The sequence below is a fragment of the Acinetobacter sp. Z1 genome, assembly GCF_024296945.1.
GTDB classification, from domain to species: Bacteria; Pseudomonadota; Gammaproteobacteria; order Pseudomonadales; family Moraxellaceae; genus Acinetobacter; species Acinetobacter beijerinckii.
Genome location: NZ_CP101115.1, coordinates 3,028,719 through 3,046,812 on the forward strand (window position 1 = coordinate 3,028,719; position 18,094 = coordinate 3,046,812).

General features: G+C 39.6%; 15 protein-coding genes, 2 tRNA genes and 1 rRNA gene. 6 read left to right on the forward strand and 12 right to left on the reverse strand.

Going from position 1 to position 18,094, the window contains the following annotated elements; all coding sequences use genetic code 11:
• Positions 1 to 410: 410 nt before the first annotated feature.
• From NGC85_RS14295 to NGC85_RS14320, 6 genes are all read right to left on the reverse strand, one after another.
• A tRNA-Ala gene (locus NGC85_RS14295) sits at positions 411 to 486 on the reverse strand.
• Positions 487 to 556: 70 nt separating this feature from the next.
• Positions 557 to 633: transfer RNA gene (locus tag NGC85_RS14300), tRNA-Ile, on the reverse strand.
• A gap of 59 nt (positions 634 to 692) precedes the next feature.
• Positions 693 to 2,230, reverse strand: a 16S ribosomal RNA gene (locus NGC85_RS14305).
• Positions 2,231 to 2,641: 411 nt separating this feature from the next.
• Entirely contained in the window at positions 2,642 to 3,700 is a 1,059-nt protein-coding gene (locus NGC85_RS14310) for a DUF6670 family protein (protein ID WP_254732047.1), read from the reverse strand.
• A 16-nt stretch (positions 3,701 to 3,716) separates the two neighbouring features.
• Entirely contained in the window at positions 3,717 to 4,550 is an 834-nt protein-coding gene (gene pssA / locus NGC85_RS14315) for a CDP-diacylglycerol--serine O-phosphatidyltransferase (protein WP_254732048.1), read from the reverse strand.
• Between the two features lie 38 nt (positions 4,551 to 4,588).
• Positions 4,589 to 5,446: a 23S rRNA (adenine(2030)-N(6))-methyltransferase RlmJ gene (locus tag NGC85_RS14320; protein WP_005061355.1), complete on the reverse strand. Its 858-nt coding sequence runs from the start codon at positions 5,444 to 5,446 to the stop codon at positions 4,589 to 4,591.
• Between the two features lie 117 nt (positions 5,447 to 5,563).
• On the opposite strand from NGC85_RS14320, the gene NGC85_RS14325 reads away from it, so the two are divergent.
• Positions 5,564 to 6,169 carry a 2OG-Fe(II) oxygenase gene (locus NGC85_RS14325; protein WP_254732050.1) on the forward strand — a complete coding sequence of 202 codons (606 nt, stop codon included), beginning with the start codon at positions 5,564 to 5,566 and terminating at the stop codon, positions 6,167 to 6,169.
• Positions 6,170 to 6,236: 67 nt separating this feature from the next.
• Positions 6,237 to 6,764 carry a hypothetical protein gene (locus tag NGC85_RS14330; RefSeq protein WP_005061351.1) on the forward strand — a complete coding sequence of 176 codons (528 nt, stop codon included), beginning with the start codon at positions 6,237 to 6,239 and terminating at the stop codon, positions 6,762 to 6,764.
• A 26-nt stretch (positions 6,765 to 6,790) separates the two neighbouring features.
• Here NGC85_RS14330 and NGC85_RS14335 read toward each other — a convergent pair whose 3' ends face one another.
• The 4 genes from NGC85_RS14335 to NGC85_RS14350 all read right to left on the reverse strand — a co-directional run bounded on the left by NGC85_RS14335 (position 6,791) and on the right by NGC85_RS14350 (position 10,970).
• Positions 6,791 to 7,033 (reverse strand): DUF2789 family protein, encoded by a 243-nt coding sequence (locus NGC85_RS14335; RefSeq protein ID WP_005051371.1) that lies wholly within the window; start codon positions 7,031 to 7,033, stop codon positions 6,791 to 6,793.
• A 155-nt stretch (positions 7,034 to 7,188) separates the two neighbouring features.
• Complete coding sequence (locus NGC85_RS14340) at positions 7,189 to 8,175, reverse strand: malate dehydrogenase (RefSeq protein ID WP_005061343.1); 987 nt, start codon at positions 8,173 to 8,175, stop codon at positions 7,189 to 7,191.
• 167 nt (positions 8,176 to 8,342) lie between these two features.
• Complete coding sequence (locus NGC85_RS14345) at positions 8,343 to 9,011, reverse strand: ribonuclease I (protein ID WP_039909229.1); 669 nt, start codon at positions 9,009 to 9,011, stop codon at positions 8,343 to 8,345.
• Positions 9,012 to 9,056: 45 nt separating this feature from the next.
• Positions 9,057 to 10,970 (reverse strand): lytic transglycosylase domain-containing protein, encoded by a 1,914-nt coding sequence (locus NGC85_RS14350; protein ID WP_254805614.1) that lies wholly within the window; start codon positions 10,968 to 10,970, stop codon positions 9,057 to 9,059.
• A 295-nt stretch (positions 10,971 to 11,265) separates the two neighbouring features.
• Between NGC85_RS14350 and miaB the strand changes: the two genes are divergently transcribed.
• The 4 genes from miaB to NGC85_RS14370 are packed head-to-tail and all read left to right on the forward strand — an operon-like array spanning position 11,266 to position 14,686.
• On the forward strand, positions 11,266 to 12,717 hold the full coding sequence (miaB, locus tag NGC85_RS14355; RefSeq protein WP_254732052.1) for a tRNA (N6-isopentenyl adenosine(37)-C2)-methylthiotransferase MiaB: 1,452 nt from the start codon (positions 11,266 to 11,268) through the stop codon (positions 12,715 to 12,717).
• Positions 12,718 to 12,756: 39 nt separating this feature from the next.
• On the forward strand, positions 12,757 to 13,839 hold the full coding sequence (locus NGC85_RS14360; protein ID WP_254732054.1) for a PhoH family protein: 1,083 nt from the start codon (positions 12,757 to 12,759) through the stop codon (positions 13,837 to 13,839).
• Positions 13,840 to 13,889: 50 nt separating this feature from the next.
• Positions 13,890 to 14,375 carry an rRNA maturation RNase YbeY gene (ybeY, locus tag NGC85_RS14365; protein WP_254732058.1) on the forward strand — a complete coding sequence of 162 codons (486 nt, stop codon included), beginning with the start codon at positions 13,890 to 13,892 and terminating at the stop codon, positions 14,373 to 14,375.
• An 11-nt stretch (positions 14,376 to 14,386) separates the two neighbouring features.
• Positions 14,387 to 14,686 carry an antibiotic biosynthesis monooxygenase gene (locus NGC85_RS14370; RefSeq protein WP_254732060.1) on the forward strand — a complete coding sequence of 100 codons (300 nt, stop codon included), beginning with the start codon at positions 14,387 to 14,389 and terminating at the stop codon, positions 14,684 to 14,686.
• Between the two features lie 61 nt (positions 14,687 to 14,747).
• Here the strand turns inward: NGC85_RS14370 and NGC85_RS14375 are convergent, their stop codons facing one another.
• Positions 14,748 to 16,910 carry a TonB-dependent siderophore receptor gene (locus NGC85_RS14375; RefSeq protein WP_254732062.1) on the reverse strand — a complete coding sequence of 721 codons (2,163 nt, stop codon included), beginning with the start codon at positions 16,908 to 16,910 and terminating at the stop codon, positions 14,748 to 14,750.
• A gap of 279 nt (positions 16,911 to 17,189) precedes the next feature.
• Positions 17,190 to 18,077: an energy transducer TonB gene (locus tag NGC85_RS14380; RefSeq protein ID WP_034710806.1), complete on the reverse strand. Its 888-nt coding sequence runs from the start codon at positions 18,075 to 18,077 to the stop codon at positions 17,190 to 17,192.
• Positions 18,078 to 18,094 lie beyond the last annotated feature (17 nt).

Genomic DNA, 18,094 nt, shown 5'->3' on the forward strand with positions numbered 1-18,094 from the left:
AACCCCAAACAGTCGTTAACACATACAAGTGAGTGTTAGCGTTGCAAACTTAATTGCTACTATTCGTTGTCTGTGAACTTAATCACCATACAGCTTCAATCTAAATTCATTACCAAAACGCTTGATTCAGTGTTTTTGCTAGTTCTCAGATTAACTCTTCATCCAACTGAAATACTTACGTATTACTGTTAGTGTTGAATTAATCGAGTTTGAACAATTTATTTCAGACTCAATTTTCTAATCTGTTAATGATTAACTACCACCTCGTCGGTGCGTAGTAAACTGTGATAAATCACAGAAGTTAATAAACTCAAATCAAAATCTCTTTTGACTTATTTAGGTATTTATTAATTTCTATAATTTACTTTAGCTTTGAATTAATTTCGTTCTTACAAACTCTTTTTAATTCATGGTGGAGACTAGGAGAGTCGAACTCCTGACCTCCTGCGTGCAAAGCAGGCGCTCTACCAACTAAGCTAAGTCCCCAGCTTAAATCATAATGAACGACATATCTTTCAATCTAGCAGCTTGTGATTATTCATCACTTCGTCAGTAGTGGTGGGTCTGACAAGACTTGAACTTGTGACCCCACGCTTATCAAGCGTGTGCTCTAACCAACTGAGCTACAGACCCTCAGATACATCTTCGAAGAACAACTTGTTGTGGATTCTTACCGGCCATCAATCTTTCGTTAAGGAGGTGATCCAGCCGCAGGTTCCCCTACGGCTACCTTGTTACGACTTCACCCCAGTCATCGGCCACACCGTGGTAAGCGTCCTCCTTGCGGTTAGACTACCTACTTCTGGTGCAACAAACTCCCATGGTGTGACGGGCGGTGTGTACAAGGCCCGGGAACGTATTCACCGCGGCATTCTGATCCGCGATTACTAGCGATTCCGACTTCATGGAGTCGAGTTGCAGACTCCAATCCGGACTACGATCGGCTTTTTGAGATTAGCATCCTATCGCTAGGTAGCAACCCTTTGTACCGACCATTGTAGCACGTGTGTAGCCCTGGTCGTAAGGGCCATGATGACTTGACGTCGTCCCCGCCTTCCTCCAGTTTGTCACTGGCAGTATCCTTAAAGTTCCCGGCTTAACCCGCTGGCAAATAAGGAAAAGGGTTGCGCTCGTTGCGGGACTTAACCCAACATCTCACGACACGAGCTGACGACAGCCATGCAGCACCTGTATGTAAGTTCCCGAAGGCACCAATCCATCTCTGGAAAGTTCTTACTATGTCAAGACCAGGTAAGGTTCTTCGCGTTGCATCGAATTAAACCACATGCTCCACCGCTTGTGCGGGCCCCCGTCAATTCATTTGAGTTTTAGTCTTGCGACCGTACTCCCCAGGCGGTCTACTTATCGCGTTAGCTGCGCCACTAAAGCCTCAAAGGCCCCAACGGCTAGTAGACATCGTTTACGGCATGGACTACCAGGGTATCTAATCCTGTTTGCTCCCCATGCTTTCGTACCTCAGCGTCAGTATTAGGCCAGATGGCTGCCTTCGCCATCGGTATTCCTCCAGATCTCTACGCATTTCACCGCTACACCTGGAATTCTACCATCCTCTCCCATACTCTAGCTGACCAGTATCGAATGCAATTCCTAAGTTAAGCTCAGGGATTTCACATCCGACTTAATCAGCCGCCTACGCACGCTTTACGCCCAGTAAATCCGATTAACGCTCGCACCCTCTGTATTACCGCGGCTGCTGGCACAGAGTTAGCCGGTGCTTATTCTGCGAGTAACGTCCACTATCCAGTAGTATTAATACTAGTAGCCTCCTCCTCGCTTAAAGTGCTTTACAACCAAAAGGCCTTCTTCACACACGCGGCATGGCTGGATCAGGGTTCCCCCCATTGTCCAATATTCCCCACTGCTGCCTCCCGTAGGAGTCTGGGCCGTGTCTCAGTCCCAGTGTGGCGGATCATCCTCTCAGACCCGCTACAGATCGTCGCCTTGGTAGGCCTTTACCCCACCAACTAGCTAATCCGACTTAGGCTCATCTATTAGCGCAAGGCCCGAAGGTCCCCTGCTTTCTCCCGTAGGACGTATGCGGTATTAGCATTCCTTTCGGAATGTTGTCCCCCACTAATAGGCAGATTCCTAAGCATTACTCACCCGTCCGCCGCTAGGTAATGTAGCAAGCTACATTTCCCCGCTCGACTTGCATGTGTTAAGCCTGCCGCCAGCGTTCAATCTGAGCCATGATCAAACTCTTCAGTTTAATATCATTTGTGCTTTATTCTAAGCACCAAATCTGGCTCATCAATTTTCTGACTTTAATTTCTCAAATAAACTTCGAGTAATTTCTACCATTCAATCAATGAAATATTTTCGATCGATTAACCAGTAAAAATCCACACAAGTTGTTCTTCTATTCTCTTAATGATCTTCTCGATGATTCGTCATCATCAAGCTAGGTCGGCTATATTACTCTGAATTTCTTCAAAGTCAACAGGTAATTTAGATATTTAGCAAACTTATCAACCAACTCAAGAATCTAACCAATCTAGCCAAATCCTTGTTTCTCAACAAGTTTTTATCTGCATCACCGCCGATGGATGTGCATTCTACAGCATTTCCAAACCAACACAACCCCTTTTCTTAATTTCTTTTTGTTTATTATCTCAAGTGTTTATTTTTTACACAAATAAGGCTGAAAATGTACGATTCGATCTATTATTTGTTCAGTTTTATTTTTTTCTTGCCAGTGTAATGGGCGACAATCAATGTATTCACAATATCCCGTGCCTTGGTAATCTTGATTATTCCAGATCAATTCATAATTAAAACTACCAACATACCCCGCTCCCAAACCAAACTTATAATCCCCACGACTCTGCGCTTTGAGATGAAAGATTATTTCGTTATTTTCTTGATACTGCCAAATAAACTCTCTAGCCAAGTACATTTCACGAGCATTCGGGGTGTGCACCTTTGGATAAACTCGAATTATGTCTAAAACGACGTTCTGACTATAAAGCGTCGATTCTTTTTCATTCGACTGAATTTCAATCCTCGAAAAAATGATGTTATTCCATTGATTTCTCAGTTCAGACAAGATGATCTGAATGTCTGCACTAACCTGAATAATTTGATAGGTAAAAAAATGAAACGCGATAAAAGGTAAATAGATGGCTCTGGCATGTTTTAAAATACCTTGTGCTTCGATTTGATACTTTTGTTTTTTATAAATAATTTCGCCTTCGCACTGACAGCGAACATACCAATAATCCCCAACCCCCCATTGCAAGGCTGAATGATTTTCGATTTCAGTACTAATATTCACTTTGAGCTGACAACTCAACTCATCATCCATCCGATAAAAATGATAGTTAGGAAAATCAACTTTTATCTGATCTATTTCTGAAAATTGATAATGATCTTGTTCTAACTGACACTGCTCTTTGGCACTATAACTTTTGAGATGTCCGACAGTTGAAACGCTGCTGCCAACTAAAACAGTCGCAGTATCAATCGCTGTTGTCTGAATTGCACTCGGGTTATAGCAAATCGGAATACGAGGCTGACCAATTAAGCTAATGAAATTTAAAAAATGAAAGGGTTCTGGCAAATTCGGCAGAATCAGCGCTTGATAAACAATTTTAAATAAACCTTTAGGCGGATGAAAAGTTAAAGCGTCTGACTTATTGAGGTTCAGCTGCTTTAATTGATTATTAGTGATCAATGGCATACTGAACCTCCATATTTTAAGTTATTATTTTTGAATCATTCTTTTTCGCAAATAATGTCGTTACAAATCCTGAGAGCACGTAAATAATACATACAATCAGTATCCCTACAGGAATGTTGTACGTGATTGCAGCAAAAATCAAGACCACTGGCAGCATCACAACAAAAGGGACTCGTTTACGGTCCATTTGTTTGAATGAATAGTATTTAATATTTGAAATCATCAACAATCCAACGCCTACCATAACAATAGAGTTAACAACTTGAATCACAATGTCTTTTAAATCAAATATAAAGGGATAGTCTCGTCCAACCCAAACAAGTGAAATTACTGTAACCGCAGCAAGCGGGCTTGCAATCCCAATAAAGTAGCGTTTATCTACAACACCGATCTGCACATTAAAGCGAGCTAAACGAAACGCAGCACAGGCTGTATAAATGAAGCAACAAGCTAAACCAATACGACCGAGGTCATGCAAACTCCAGCTATACATTAAAATGGCAGGAGCGACACCGAATGCTAATAAGTCTGAAAGTGAGTCATATTGCTCACCAAAGGCACTTTGTGCACCAATCGCACGCGCAACTCGACCATCTAAACCATCAAGTAATGCTGCCAAGAAAATGGCATAAATCGCTTGATTAAAGTTACCATTCATACTGGCAATAATTGAATAAAAACCAGAGAGTAATGCTGCTGTGGTAATTAAATTAGGCCATAAGTAAATACCACGGCGTTTCACTTTTTGACCTTCGTGCGTATGCTCTTCTTCTTCTACTTCAAACGTAATTCCATCAAAAGAATGATCATCTTTATTTAAATCAGCATCAGGTTTAAGAGAATTTGTCATTATTTTCAATTCCTCGAGAATATTTTGACATTGATGGGTTATTCACCCACCAACCAACGCACCGCTGCATGACCACCATTTTCACTCATGCGTAAATGAGGGAAAAGCCATTGTAAGGCTTGATCTGCATCTTCTGAAAATTTCCAAGGTGGGTTAATCACAAGTAAACCACAACCATTTAATCCAACTGGAGTATCATCTGGCCATACGCAAATTTCACAAATCAGCTGACGGCGAATACCCGTTTTAAACATTTTCTTTTCAAACCGTTCAATCATGGCACGGTCTTTAATTGGGTACCAAACTGCAAATACGCCTGTTGGCCATTTTTTATGTGCATCTTGGAGTATTTCAACCAATTGCGGGAAATCTTTACGCTCGATTTCGTAAGGTGGATCAATCATGACCAATCCACGTTTTTCTTTCGGCGGAATGACACCCATTAAACCTTCATAAAAATCACGCTCATGTAGGCCCGCACGTTTATCACGAATATTTAAATACAATTGCTGAAACACATCACGCTGCATTTCAAAAATAGTTGCTTTATCAATATCACGCATACCCTCAAGTGCAAACCAAGGTGAACCTGGATAAGCGCCTTTACCAGAACCGACGCGCATATCTTCAACAATTTTAAGATATTGTTTTACACCTTCAGGCGCATTACGCTTAATCGAATCGTCAAGCTTGACCAAACGATGGATACCCGTTAAGAATTCACCTGATTTTTGTGCTTCAGACCTAGATAAATCATATTTACCTGCACCACCATGGGTATCGATATATCGATAAGGTTTATCTTTAGCATTTAAACGAGCGAGCAGTTGAAGCAAAAGTACATGCTTCATAACATCGGCAAAGTTACCCGCATGGAAATGGTGACGGTAATTCATGTTGACAATTATTCCTCAATTCAACCGATAGTTTAACATGAAAGAAAAAAGTATTCTTTAGCGTTGATGTGATCGTCTAAAATTGCAATGTAATTAAACAAATATCTTAGGAACTTTATGCAATCCTCTTCCATTACTACATCTTGGAATATAGATAAAATCTTAGATGATTTAAATGAATCAGGATTTGCGCTGATTGATCATCTATATTCATCTAAATATGTCTCTGCGCTTGTACAAGAATGTAGTTCTCATTTAGAACAGTTTCGAGCCGCAGGTGTACAGAATGGCGTCGTCAGCCACATTCGTAGTGATCATATTTTATGGATTGATGGTCAACTGCCTATTGCTCAACAACATATTCAAGTTTTACAAGATTTGTCTCAAATTTTAAATCAAGCTTTTTATCTCGGCATTAAAGAAGTTGAGGCTCATTTCGCTTGCTATCAAGCAGGAGAGTTTTATGCCTTGCATCGAGATAACCCTCAGAAAAAAAATGATCGTATGATTTCGACTGTTTTTTATTTGCATGAGAGTTGGCAAGAAGAGTTTGGTGGGCAATTACGCCTACAAGATAAAAATGGCAATTGGCATATTATTGAACCCCTACCCAACCGACTGGCTATTTTCCAAAGTGATTTATTGCATGAAGTGCTACTTTCAAATCATCAACGTCTATCGATTACAGCTTGGTTACGTAGTAGCGGTTCTATTTGGAAATAGTTCTACCCTTTAAATTACTAAAAATAGCCCTATATAACACCAACAACTGAAGATTTTGGATCAATACATGTCGAATCAAACCAAACAAGTGATTGCTCGAATTGGTGAAACTGACCAACTTTTTATAGAGAGTAACTCACCTGAGCTTGCTTTAGAGCGCGCTGATTTGCGTTTACAGTTGGTCGTATTGAGCCATTTACGCCAAGAACAATTACATTTTTTACAAGAAGCAATTGTTTTATTGGAACAGGCGCGAGTTGAATATGAAGAAATGCCTCTGAGTCTGTATTTAAATCTGTCTTTATGCCTTGCAAAGGCGTATATGATTTATTTCGAATTGACCAAGGAGCAACGGTTTGCCTTAATTACCCAGCAAATCCTTAAACCTTTGGCGTATACCGAACACTTAGAGATTTATTTTTTCTTGGCTTACGCTTCAGCTGCTAAACAAGAACAAGCATTAACACGGCATTGGCTAACGAAATACCTATCTTGCTTAGATCATGATTTAGAGTTGTTACACGCGCATCCTGCTTTTACGCAAGCACGTCAACAAGAATGGTTCAAAATACTCATTAAAAATAAAGCTCACTAATGCGAGCTTTATTTTTAATATTAAAATCAGTTCGTGCTATCTACATGTAATTGCTGATTCAACTCATCAATCACGATCGCCCATTCATCATCTTTTTCCCAATGGCTTTTTAGAAAATCACGCTGACCTGCACTCCAAAACTCAGCTTCATGTAATTTTTGATCAGCACTGAGTTGATGGTTTTTCACAAATGTTTCAATAGCTGCCTCATCCGCTCCAAGTCCTAGTTGTTCGAATAACAGTTCTAGTGTCGGTTGTTGTTCAAACATCTTATTCTCCTATACTTCCTATATCCAAATAATCTAACAATTAAAATGATCTAGTTGCAGATGTATGTCTATATTTTCTTGTTGTTTTTTGTGTGTACTCAGCATAAAAAAAGCACCTTATAAAAGGTGCTTTTTCAATCTATCAAAAAGATAAATTATTTAACCATGTCAGCAATCGCTGCACGCTCTTCTTCTAACTCATTAAGAGTGAAGTTGATACGCTCACGGCTGAATTCGTCGATTTCAAGACCTTGAACGATTTTGTATTCACCGTTTTCAGTCGTTACAGGGAAACCGAACATTACGCCTTCAGGAATACCATAAGAACCGTCAGAAGGAATACCCATTGTTACCCATTTGCCGTTTGTGCCAAGAGCCCAATCACGCATATGGTCGATTGCAGCATTTGCAGCAGAAGCAGCAGAAGACAAACCACGTGCTTCGATAATCGCAGCACCACGTTTACCAACAGTTGGAAGGAATACATCTTTATTCCATTCTGCATCGTTGATTTTGTCTTTTAAGCTTACGCCATTTGCTTTAGCAAAACGGTAGTCAGCATACATTGTTGGAGAGTGGTTACCCCAAACTGTCATATCTTCGATGTCAGAAACTGCAACACCTGCTTTTTGAGCAAGTTGAGTTAATGCACGATTGTGATCAAGACGTAACATTGCTGTAAAGTTTTTCGCTGGAAGATCTGGAGCAGATTTCATTGCGATATAAGCATTTGTATTTGCAGGGTTACCTACAACCAATACTTTAACATCACGGCTTGCAACTTCGTTAAGTGCTTGACCTTGACCAATGAAGATCTCGCCATTCACTTTTAACAAGTCAGCACGTTCCATACCAGGACCACGTGGACGTGAACCAACTAATAAAGCATAGTCAGCATCTTTAAATGCAACTTTAGGATCATCAGTCCCGATCATGCCTGCCAATAATGGGAAAGCACAGTCATCAAGTTCCATCATCACGCCTTTAAGCGCTTGTTGAGCTTTCTCAAAAGGAACTTCAAGCAATTGTAAAATGACTGGTTGATCTTTACCTAACATTTCACCGCTTGCGATACGGAATAATAAGCTATAACCAATTTGACCAGCAGCGCCTGTAACGGCAACACGAACGGGTTGCTTCATGTGATATTCTCCAATGAGATGCGTTTGCACAATTGAACGCTATTATGGTTCAACTGAATTATCATAAACGGCAAAGATTGTACTCTAATGCGAACTCAGATGCATGTAAAAGAGAATGGATTTCAACAAAAGTCTGATAGAAAATACAAATTAAGCCAGAAAAAAGCTTAATAACTACCTTTAATTGTAAATTCATTCGGGCATCCTGAAACAATATGACTTGCACATTGTTTGTACTGACCATTCTTTTGATAACACACTCGAATTTCAGTCAGAAATGAATCAAATCGTGAAGATTGGCAAGTAAAACGGATACCATTTGGCGGTAATGCTGGGTTGAGCTTGGTAAATTGCTGTCTCAGGTTTTCTTTTTGAACTTCAATTGTGTTTGGACTGGTCAAATCAGCAGGAACTTTTAGTCTTTCTGCAAAATTGATAATCGTTCTAAAATATTGACTGGCATTCATTGGTACACAACCACCAACATTTTGCCAAAGTTGTACCCTTGCATTTTCATCAGGCATGATACGAGCCACTACTTTTGCCTGTAACGGCGTAAGTTTTGCAGAAGTCCGAGTTTCACAATCACGCCCAACAGGAACTTCAGGCAATAAACTTGAAATTGTTAAAGAATAACCCTCTAAACATTTTCTTTGCTTTTGTCTTGATGAGTCAAAAGCGCAGGCCGCAGGCGTCATTTGTACATGCATCACATAGCCTGAAATATCAGCATTATCAGCCGCGTATAATGGTGCACTAAATGATATGAATAGATAGCAAATTAATGCCTTCATCATTCTCATCATTTGCCCCTTGCGTAAATTGATTGACTTCATCAAATATAAAAAATTCATTACTTCACATTAAACATCGTTATGACTTTAAGGTTGATTCAGCACAGGAATCGTACTCATCCTCTTCTCTAAAGATTGAGCACCCTGCCCTAATACAACGCCATAATGTGTGGCATTGGTCATGACATGTTTAACGTAGTCACGTGTTTCTAATAATGGGATAGTTTCAGTATATTGATCAGCGCTGATCACTTGCGAATCAGATTGCCAACGACGGGCCCGATTTGGTCCCGCATTGTAGCCAGCAGTCGCTAGCACAGCATTGCCGCTGAGTTGGCTCTGAATCATTGATAAATAATAAGTACCATAACGGATATTCGTATTCATCTCGCTTAATGCTGCTGGGTTATAAGTTTCACCCATTTGACGTGCAATCAATTTTGCTGTGTTTGGCATAATTTGCATTAAGCCACCAGCACCTATATGAGAACGTGCTGAAGTGACAAAACGACTCTCTTGGCGCATTAAACCATATGCCCAAGCAGGATCAATCCCTGCATTATAGCTATGACTAGTTACATTACTGCGATGTGGTGTTGCATAACGATATGTATCATTATGACGAGATGTCGTGCGATCAGCCGCATAAATAGCGCGATCGTACCAACCCATATCATGCGCACGTTTAGCCGCAGCCAAAATTAATCCATCATCTTTTTGCAAATACGCTTGGCGAACCGCCCAGTTCCATTCACGATTGGTGTAATTCGCAGGTGCGTTTACATCTCTTAATGCAAATGCACGTCTAAAATGAATATTTTGACTCAGACGCTGAGCATCTTGCGCGCTTGGCTGCTCATTATAAGGTTGATGATTGTACCGCTCGCCTATACGATCTTTCGCAAGTAGGTTGTGATAGTCATCACCGGATTGAGCTAATTTACGATAAATTTGTTGGGCAGCTTGTTTTGACTCTTTATCAGAACGCTGCTCAGATGCACGCGCAAGCCAATATTGCCAACGATCCTCTTGCTTTTGCGAAACTGACATGGCATCAATTGCACGAATCAAACTTTCCCATGCACCAAATCGAATTGCTTGGCGTGCATAAATTTCCGCTTCTTCAGGGCTAAATGGATAACCATAACTTTGATCATAAGCATTTAATACTTGTCGATTAAAGCCATTTTTCATGACAGTCGTACCGCCAATATAACCAATCGTACGATATAAATATTTTTGCACTGCGGGAGGTGTATCTTGAGCCACACGCTGAATATTCCCTAAAGCATTGGTTAAATCACTGTCAGCAACTCGCCCTAAAGCAAAAATCAAATAGGCATAATCAGCATCATTTGATTTAGGCGCACTCCACAAATACCCTAAAGGATTTGCTTGAATTTGATTAAACTGAGCCAAAGAAAGATTTAATCCAATCGTCTGTGCTGTAGCGACAGCTTGTCCTGACTGACCTGCGCGTAATTGTCCCCATAACCTTTGTTGACGATCTTGTGCAGTCATTAACGGACTAGAAAGCATTAACCGTCCTAAGCCATTACATGCTTCAGGTTGAGAGCCGGTGGCTAACCAAATATCTTTATATTCCGCATAGACTAAACTATCACCCGTTTGTGCTCTCACTTGCGCAACTGCACAGCTTTCATCTTGGTCAGGATTTGTCACATAACTTAAAACAGGTTTTGCTTCACTATAATTTGCTTGTTTTACTTTTTCTTCGACGTAATCGGCAGCTAATTTTTCAGCCATAGCAGATTGAGGATAGCGTTGGGCAAAACTAATAATTGAGCTAGCAGGCTGAAATCCAAGATTAGTATTCAATTTCCAATATTCAGGATAGTAACCCAATGCATCGTTTTGCATATCAAACTGATACTGATCGAGCAAAGCAGTATTGCCAGAATTTGCAGCACGTAAAGCATCATTAAATTGCTCATCTAAAGCATATACAGATGAACAAACAATCATTCCACCTACCGCCATAATTTGGCGGAAGTTTTTCTTGTTATTGAATTTATTGCTTACTGTCATTATAAAATCATGCTGCTTATTCATCTTCATCAATACATTTGCCCAATTTTGCCCTGCCGTCATAGTTTAATAAGTCTGGCTTCCTACAATTGTTGTGTTATGTAACTTGCTGATTCATATTCATTAAAATTCACGTAATTTTATCCACAAAGTGTCCATTTTTGTCACTTTTTTATTCTCTGCGTTCTATTAAAAATGCTGTTATAATTCGCGGTTTGTTGATACCCACCTCGTTTTAGGAGCCTGCATGACGGTTCAAACATTCATTCCCAGTGCTATAAAAGCTGCTGCAGAAAACACTGTTACCCAGCCAATGCACACCGCTGATGTTTCAATTAAGAAATTATATATTGAAACGCAAGGGTGTCAGATGAATGAGTATGACAGTCACCGTATGGCAGACTTATTAGGTGATTCACATGGTTATGTGCTCACTGACAATCCAAATGATGCAGATATTCTACTGATGAATACCTGTTCGATTCGTGAAAAAGCACAAGAAAAAGTTTTCAGTGGTTTAGGTCGTTGGCGCAAACTGAAAGAACAAAATCCTGATTTAGTAATTGGTGTCGGTGGCTGTGTTGCATCTCAAGAAGGTGACAATATCCAAAAACGTGCACCTTATGTAGACATGGTTTTTGGTCCACAAACTTTGCACCGTTTGCCGCAGATGTTAGATCAGCACCACGCTCAAATTGAGAAACCAAAGAAAGAAAAAATCAAATTGGTTGATATTTCTTTCCCAGATATCGAAAAGTTCGACTTTTTGCCTGAACCACGTGTAGAAGGCTTTAAAGCATTTGTTTCGATTATGGAAGGCTGTTCTAAATACTGTTCATTTTGCGTCGTGCCGTATACACGCGGTGAAGAGGTTTCTCGTCCACTGGATGATGTTCTCGCTGAAATTGCAGGTTTAGCTGAAAAAGGTGTTCGTGAAATCAGCTTGCTTGGTCAAAACGTCAACGGCTATCGTGGTGAAACCTTCGAAGGTGAAATTTGCACCTTCCCTGAATTACTTCGCTTAGTCGCAGAAATCCCTGGAATTGGACGTTTACGTTATACCACCTCTCACCCGCTTGAGTTTTCTGATGAATTAATTCAATGCTATCGTGATTTACCACAAATGGTTTCACATTTACATTTGCCAGTACAAAGTGGTTCAAACGATGTGCTTCAGGCAATGAAACGTAATCATACCATTGATGTGTATATCGATAAAATTGCTAAATTGCGTAAAGTCCGTCCAGATATGCACTTATCGAGCGATTTTATTATCGGTTTCCCAGGTGAAACAGATGAGCATTTTGCTGAAACTTTACAATTCATTAAAGATTTAGATTTTGATCATTCTTATAGTTTTGTTTATTCAAAACGCCCAGGTACACCTGCTTCGGATTTACCCGATAGCACACCTGAGCAAGTGAAAAAAGATCGCCTAGCGCAAGTCCAACAAGTGATCAAGCAATCAAGTATTGATAAAACGGATGCCATGCTCGGTAAAATTGAGCGTGTTTTGATTGAAAAAGTGTCGGATAAAGATCCAAATGTTTTAATCGGAACTGCTGACAATACACGTTTAGTTACCTTTGTCGGTGACGCAGCGTGGATCGGGCGTTTCGCGGAGATTGAGATCACTGAAATCAAAACTTTAAATTTAGTTTATGGTGAACTCTTGAATCTTGAACCTGACGTGGCGTAATGTAAGGGTATTCCTACAAAGCAACAAAAAGGGTTTCTCTTGACTGCAGCGATTCGACGTACAGTAACGTTTCCTGAGATTTCAATGGAACGTTTAAAAAGCATGCTCGGTGCGTATAACGGGCATTTAAAACAAATCGAACAACGTTTAGATGTCAAAATTACTCACCGAGGCGATGCCTTTTATTTGGATGGTGATCTAGAAGCGGTCGAAAGAGCCGAAGCACTATTGCAACGGCTCTTTCAAGAATCAGAAATGACCTCACAAATCAGTGCAGATTTATTACATCTACTGATTCAATCCTCACAAACTGATCGCAACTTTGAATTGGTCAGTGAGAAACTTGATGAATATGATGCACCTATGGATGTATATTTTCAGACTCGTAAAGGTCGTATCAATCCTCGTGGTGCCAACCAAAAACGTTATGTACAACGTATTTTACAAAGTGATATTTCTTTCGGTGTGGGACCTGCTGGTACAGGTAAAACCTACTTAGCAGTTGCCGCTGCGGTTGATATGCTTGAACGTAACGAAATTCAAAGAATTTTACTGGTACGTCCAGCCGTTGAAGCAGGCGAAAAATTAGGTTTTTTACCCGGTGATCTGACTCAGAAAATCGACCCTTATTTACGCCCACTTTACGATGCACTCTATGAAATGCTGGGCTTTGAAAAAGTAGCAAAACTGATTGAGCGTCAAGTGATTGAAGTTGCTCCGCTTGCCTATATGCGTGGACGCACCCTTAACCATTCTTTCGTGATTTTAGATGAAGCGCAAAATACCACACCTGAACAAATGAAAATGTTTCTGACGCGTTTAGGTTTTGGTTCCCGTGCTGTTATTACTGGTGATGTAACTCAGGTCGATTTACCTCGTGGGCAACAATCTGGCTTAGCGCAGGCATTACGTGTACTTGAAAATGTACATGAAATTCATATTACTCATTTCCACTCTCGAGATGTGGTGCGTCACCAATTGGTGCAAAAAATTGTTGAAGCTTATGAAGGTTGGGACAACGAGCAACAACGTTTATCTGCTGAAGCTCGTGCTGAACGAAAAGCAAAACAAGAAGCATTAATTGCAGAAAATGACTCTGCTGCGGATGCGCAACACTCTTAAAGTAACCTCCGATCCCCCTTTTATAAGGGGGATGATTTTAAGGATCTATTTTGAAAATCAATTTAAGTCTTCAACAAGACTTTCAAGCTGCTGAATTACCACTTAAACGTGGTCAAATCAAAAAAAATATCGAAACTGCACTACGTCATGTCGGTTTTGACGTCGATTGTGAAATTGGTATTGCATGTGTTGATATTGCAGAAAGCCAAGAACTAAATTTGCAATACCGTGAGAAAGACAAACCTACCAATGTATTGTCTTTTCCAAGTGATATTCCTGAAGAAATGCTCAGCTTACTCGATACTGAGCCTCTAGGAGACTTGGTGATTTGTATTCCTGTCGTTTTACAAGAAGCAGCCGAACAACAAAAAATACCAACTGATCATTTCACTCATTTACTGGTACATGGCATCTTACATTTGCTCGGCTATGACCATGAAACCAGTGAGGCGGAGGCTGAAGAAATGGAAGCTTTAGAAATTGAGATTCTGAAAAAAATGGGTATCGCCAATCCTTATCAAGCTGATGAAAGTTAAACCTAAACCTTATGTATATTGTTATTTTTAAAGCCACAATCAAGCAACTCGATGCAACTTATTCAGAAATGGCACTAAAGCTGAGAAATAAAGCGTTAAGCCAATTTAACTGTGTCAAATTTGAAGCATGTAGTGAAAATGGTTTTGAAATAGCCCTGTCTTACTGGAACAGCCTTGAAGATATTAGGCTTTGGCAGCAAGACGCTGAGCATCAAGTGGCCCAGCGCTTGGGTAAAGAGAAATGGTATCAGGACTTTAGTGTTGAAATCTGTAAGGTTGAACGTGCTTATTCGAATCAAAATAAGATGTGAATAAGTGCAAACTTATCCACATCTTAAATAGAAAATGGCTGAATTCAGCTATTTCCCATTTTTAGAATTGATAACGTAGAGTTAATGTTGCATTACGTGGCGTGCCTTGAGTGATCTGTCCATATGCAGGGAATACACCGTAATATCCCTCATCAAATACATTATTGATGTTTAATTGAGCTGAGAAGTCTTTATTAATTTTGTACTTTGCCATTAAATTAACCAAAGCATAAGAACCTTGCTCAATTTTAGGATTTGCCGCCACTGGTGCATTGCTTGCAAGTACATAAGTATTGCTTTGCCAATTTACTCCACCACCAATACTCACGGCATCCCAATGACCTGGAAGCTGATAGGTTGTATAAGTCTGAATCGATTTACGAGGAAGTTGAGTATTGATATCAACATCATTGGCATCTGTTGCTTTATATTGGCTATAACCAGCAGTAACATTCCAACTTGGCGTGATCTGACCAGCGACTTCAAGTTCAAAACCTTGGCTTTCAGCACCTTTTGCAGCCCTATAATAAACCTCTTTCGTTCCATTTCGATCTATCAAACCAGCTTCTTGTGCAAGATTATCTTGTTTAATATTAAAAAGTGCTAAAGATCCATTTAAGCGATTATCAAACCAAGATGATTTAAAACCAATTTCTGTACTATTTCCTTCAATTGGATCTAAATAGTTGTTATTAAAATCTCTTGCATCCTGTGGCTGAAAAATACTGGTATAGCTTACATATGTAGAATAATTGGAATTGATGTCATACACCAATCCTGCATAAGGAATAAATTCATGTTCATATTTAATCTTAGGGGCTGTTGAACCTAAATCCTTTTCATAATCAGTTACTCGACCACCAACAATTAACTTCAGTGGATCAAGTAAAGAAAACTGTGTAGCTGCAAAAATTGCATTTTGTTTAACTTTATAACTTTCCGAAGGACTCCAGTTACTCCATACAGGCTCTGGCAGAGAAGTATTCCAATCATAAATGCTTCCAGGTGTTTGCGTTGTACCAGATCGCCCCAAAGCCTCGAAATCTTGATTTGAGTATTGATATCCTGCGACAACTTTATGATTTCGACCAAACAAATTGAACTTACCATCTAATTGTAACGTAGCATTATCTTGATCAACATTCACTTTATATGAACCAGCAAAACCAGATAGCCCTAAGCCTGTTGTTTTATCAGGATTTCCAGAAACATAAAATAGTTTTGAATCTGCCTCTCTTTTGCCATGTGCATAAGACAATTTGACATTCCAGTCCTCGTTAATCTTGTGCGTTAAATCAGTAAACCAATTGGTATATTTAACATTCCAGCGTGTCCAATCTTGAGTTGTTGTTGTACCTTTTTTAAGATTTGTCCGTGTACCATCACTAAAGAAAACTGGTAAACCACCCCACATCGGACCACGCGGATCATCTTCTTGATAGCTCACACCTGTTGACACTAATGTTGAGTCGGTTAAATCAGCCTCAGCCGTGAGCATTACGGTCAAACGCTCTTTACTCAACAAATCCGTAAAACTATCGCCTTGTTCATATTGCGCCACAGCCCGTCCACGTAAAGAACCAGACTCATTTAAACTATTCGCAATATCGCCCATCACACGATAATTGTTCCAACTTCCTCCGCTAACCTCAATATTAGCGGCAGGCACTTTGCTTATCGCACGCTTACGAACCATATTGATTGCTGCAGAAGGATTTCCTGTTCCTGTTGTTAGACCTGTTGCACCTCGTACAATATCAATATGATCATAAATTGCTGTACTTGCGAAAATTTCTCCAGAAGACCACGGTAAAGTATAAGATGTTGGAATTCCATCAATAATATAATTATCAATAACAAAGCCGCGTGAATACAATCCACCACGATTCGTTTCATAACGATTTACAGTCAATCCCGTTACGTTTTCAGCAACCTCAACTAATGTCGTTAATCCTTGATCTTGTATTCGTTGCTGTGTAACTACAGAGACAGATTGAGGAATTTCTTTTAATGCAAGATTTAAAGGTAAAGCGGTAGAAGCTGTTTCTGCTGTATAAGAATCAGTGGATTTTACACTTTCAGCTTTTACTACAATCGTCGGTAATTTTGCATTTTCATTACTGTTATCACCTTCTGCAAAAGCCAATGAAGGTAATAAGATGGCAGCCATTGCCAATACAAGCGGGTGTGCTTTAAATACATTTAAAGATGGATTTTGATGCATGAAATATGTCCTTATTGCAAGGGGGCGGCTTTGAAAACATGCACCTCATTCCCCCGAAAAATTTTAAGAAGGGTGCATTGATTTCCAAAAGGAGATTTAATAAAAAAGATATAGCAAATGATAATCGTTTTTATTAGCAATTCAAGTTTTGTTGAGTTAATTTAATCTATTGTTTTCTTTATTTAAAATTAATAATCTCCATAAAACAAAAATCAAATAATTGTTTTTTAATATTTTTTAAATTATTTTTAATTTTCTTGGATTATGAAGCACACTGTATTAATGCACTTCAAATTCTGCATCTACTGGATCAAAGCGCCATGTCCGAATAATGCGTAATTCTGAAATATCTTTTTTCATAGTGGCATCAAATGTTCCAAATGGCGCACCGCGACGAACCGATGCTTTCGCAGCCTCATCCAAAATGCTATGCCCAGAACTTTCAATTAAACGGATTGCACGAATCCCACCTTGAGCATTTAGAATCACCATTAAACGAACCTCGCCGCTCAAGCGTTGTTGCTTGGCTTCATTCGGATAATAACGATTTCCATACAACTCAACTTTTTGACGGAATTTATCCAAATATGCAGCAGATGCATCTTGTTTAGCTTGAATGCCGTCTACTGTTTTAATGCGCTGTTTACGACTAAAATTTTGTTGTCGTTGTAAATACTGCGCCTCTAAACTCGCAACCATTGCCGCTTTCGCTTGAAATTGACTTTGTAATTCATCTAACGACTTTTTACGCTCACTTTGTTCAGCTTGTTTTTGCCAACTTAAAACGGTCATCAAGACCTTTTCTTCAAACTTTAATTCTCTTTTCTGTTGAATCTTTTCTAAACTTTCAAGTTCAGCTTCGCCGGTCGTAGCATCTGCTTGCATAGGTGAAGGCATATCACTAGACATGCGATGTGCTTCACGGAACTCACCAGAACCTTTTTGATCAGCCTGCGCCAAGAAATCTGCATCTTTAACTTTATCAGAACTAGTCCGAACCGTTACTGCGATTTCTTTGGTTGAGGTATCTGAAGGTGATGGCATTGCAAATTGGATGGTAAGTATTACAAGATGCATGAATATTGCGAAGACAACTGCTCCGACAAAAATTGGATCTTGCCACCAATACTGTAACAGGTGAGAACGAAAATTTATTTTCTTTAGCATAGCTATTAAAGCGACAA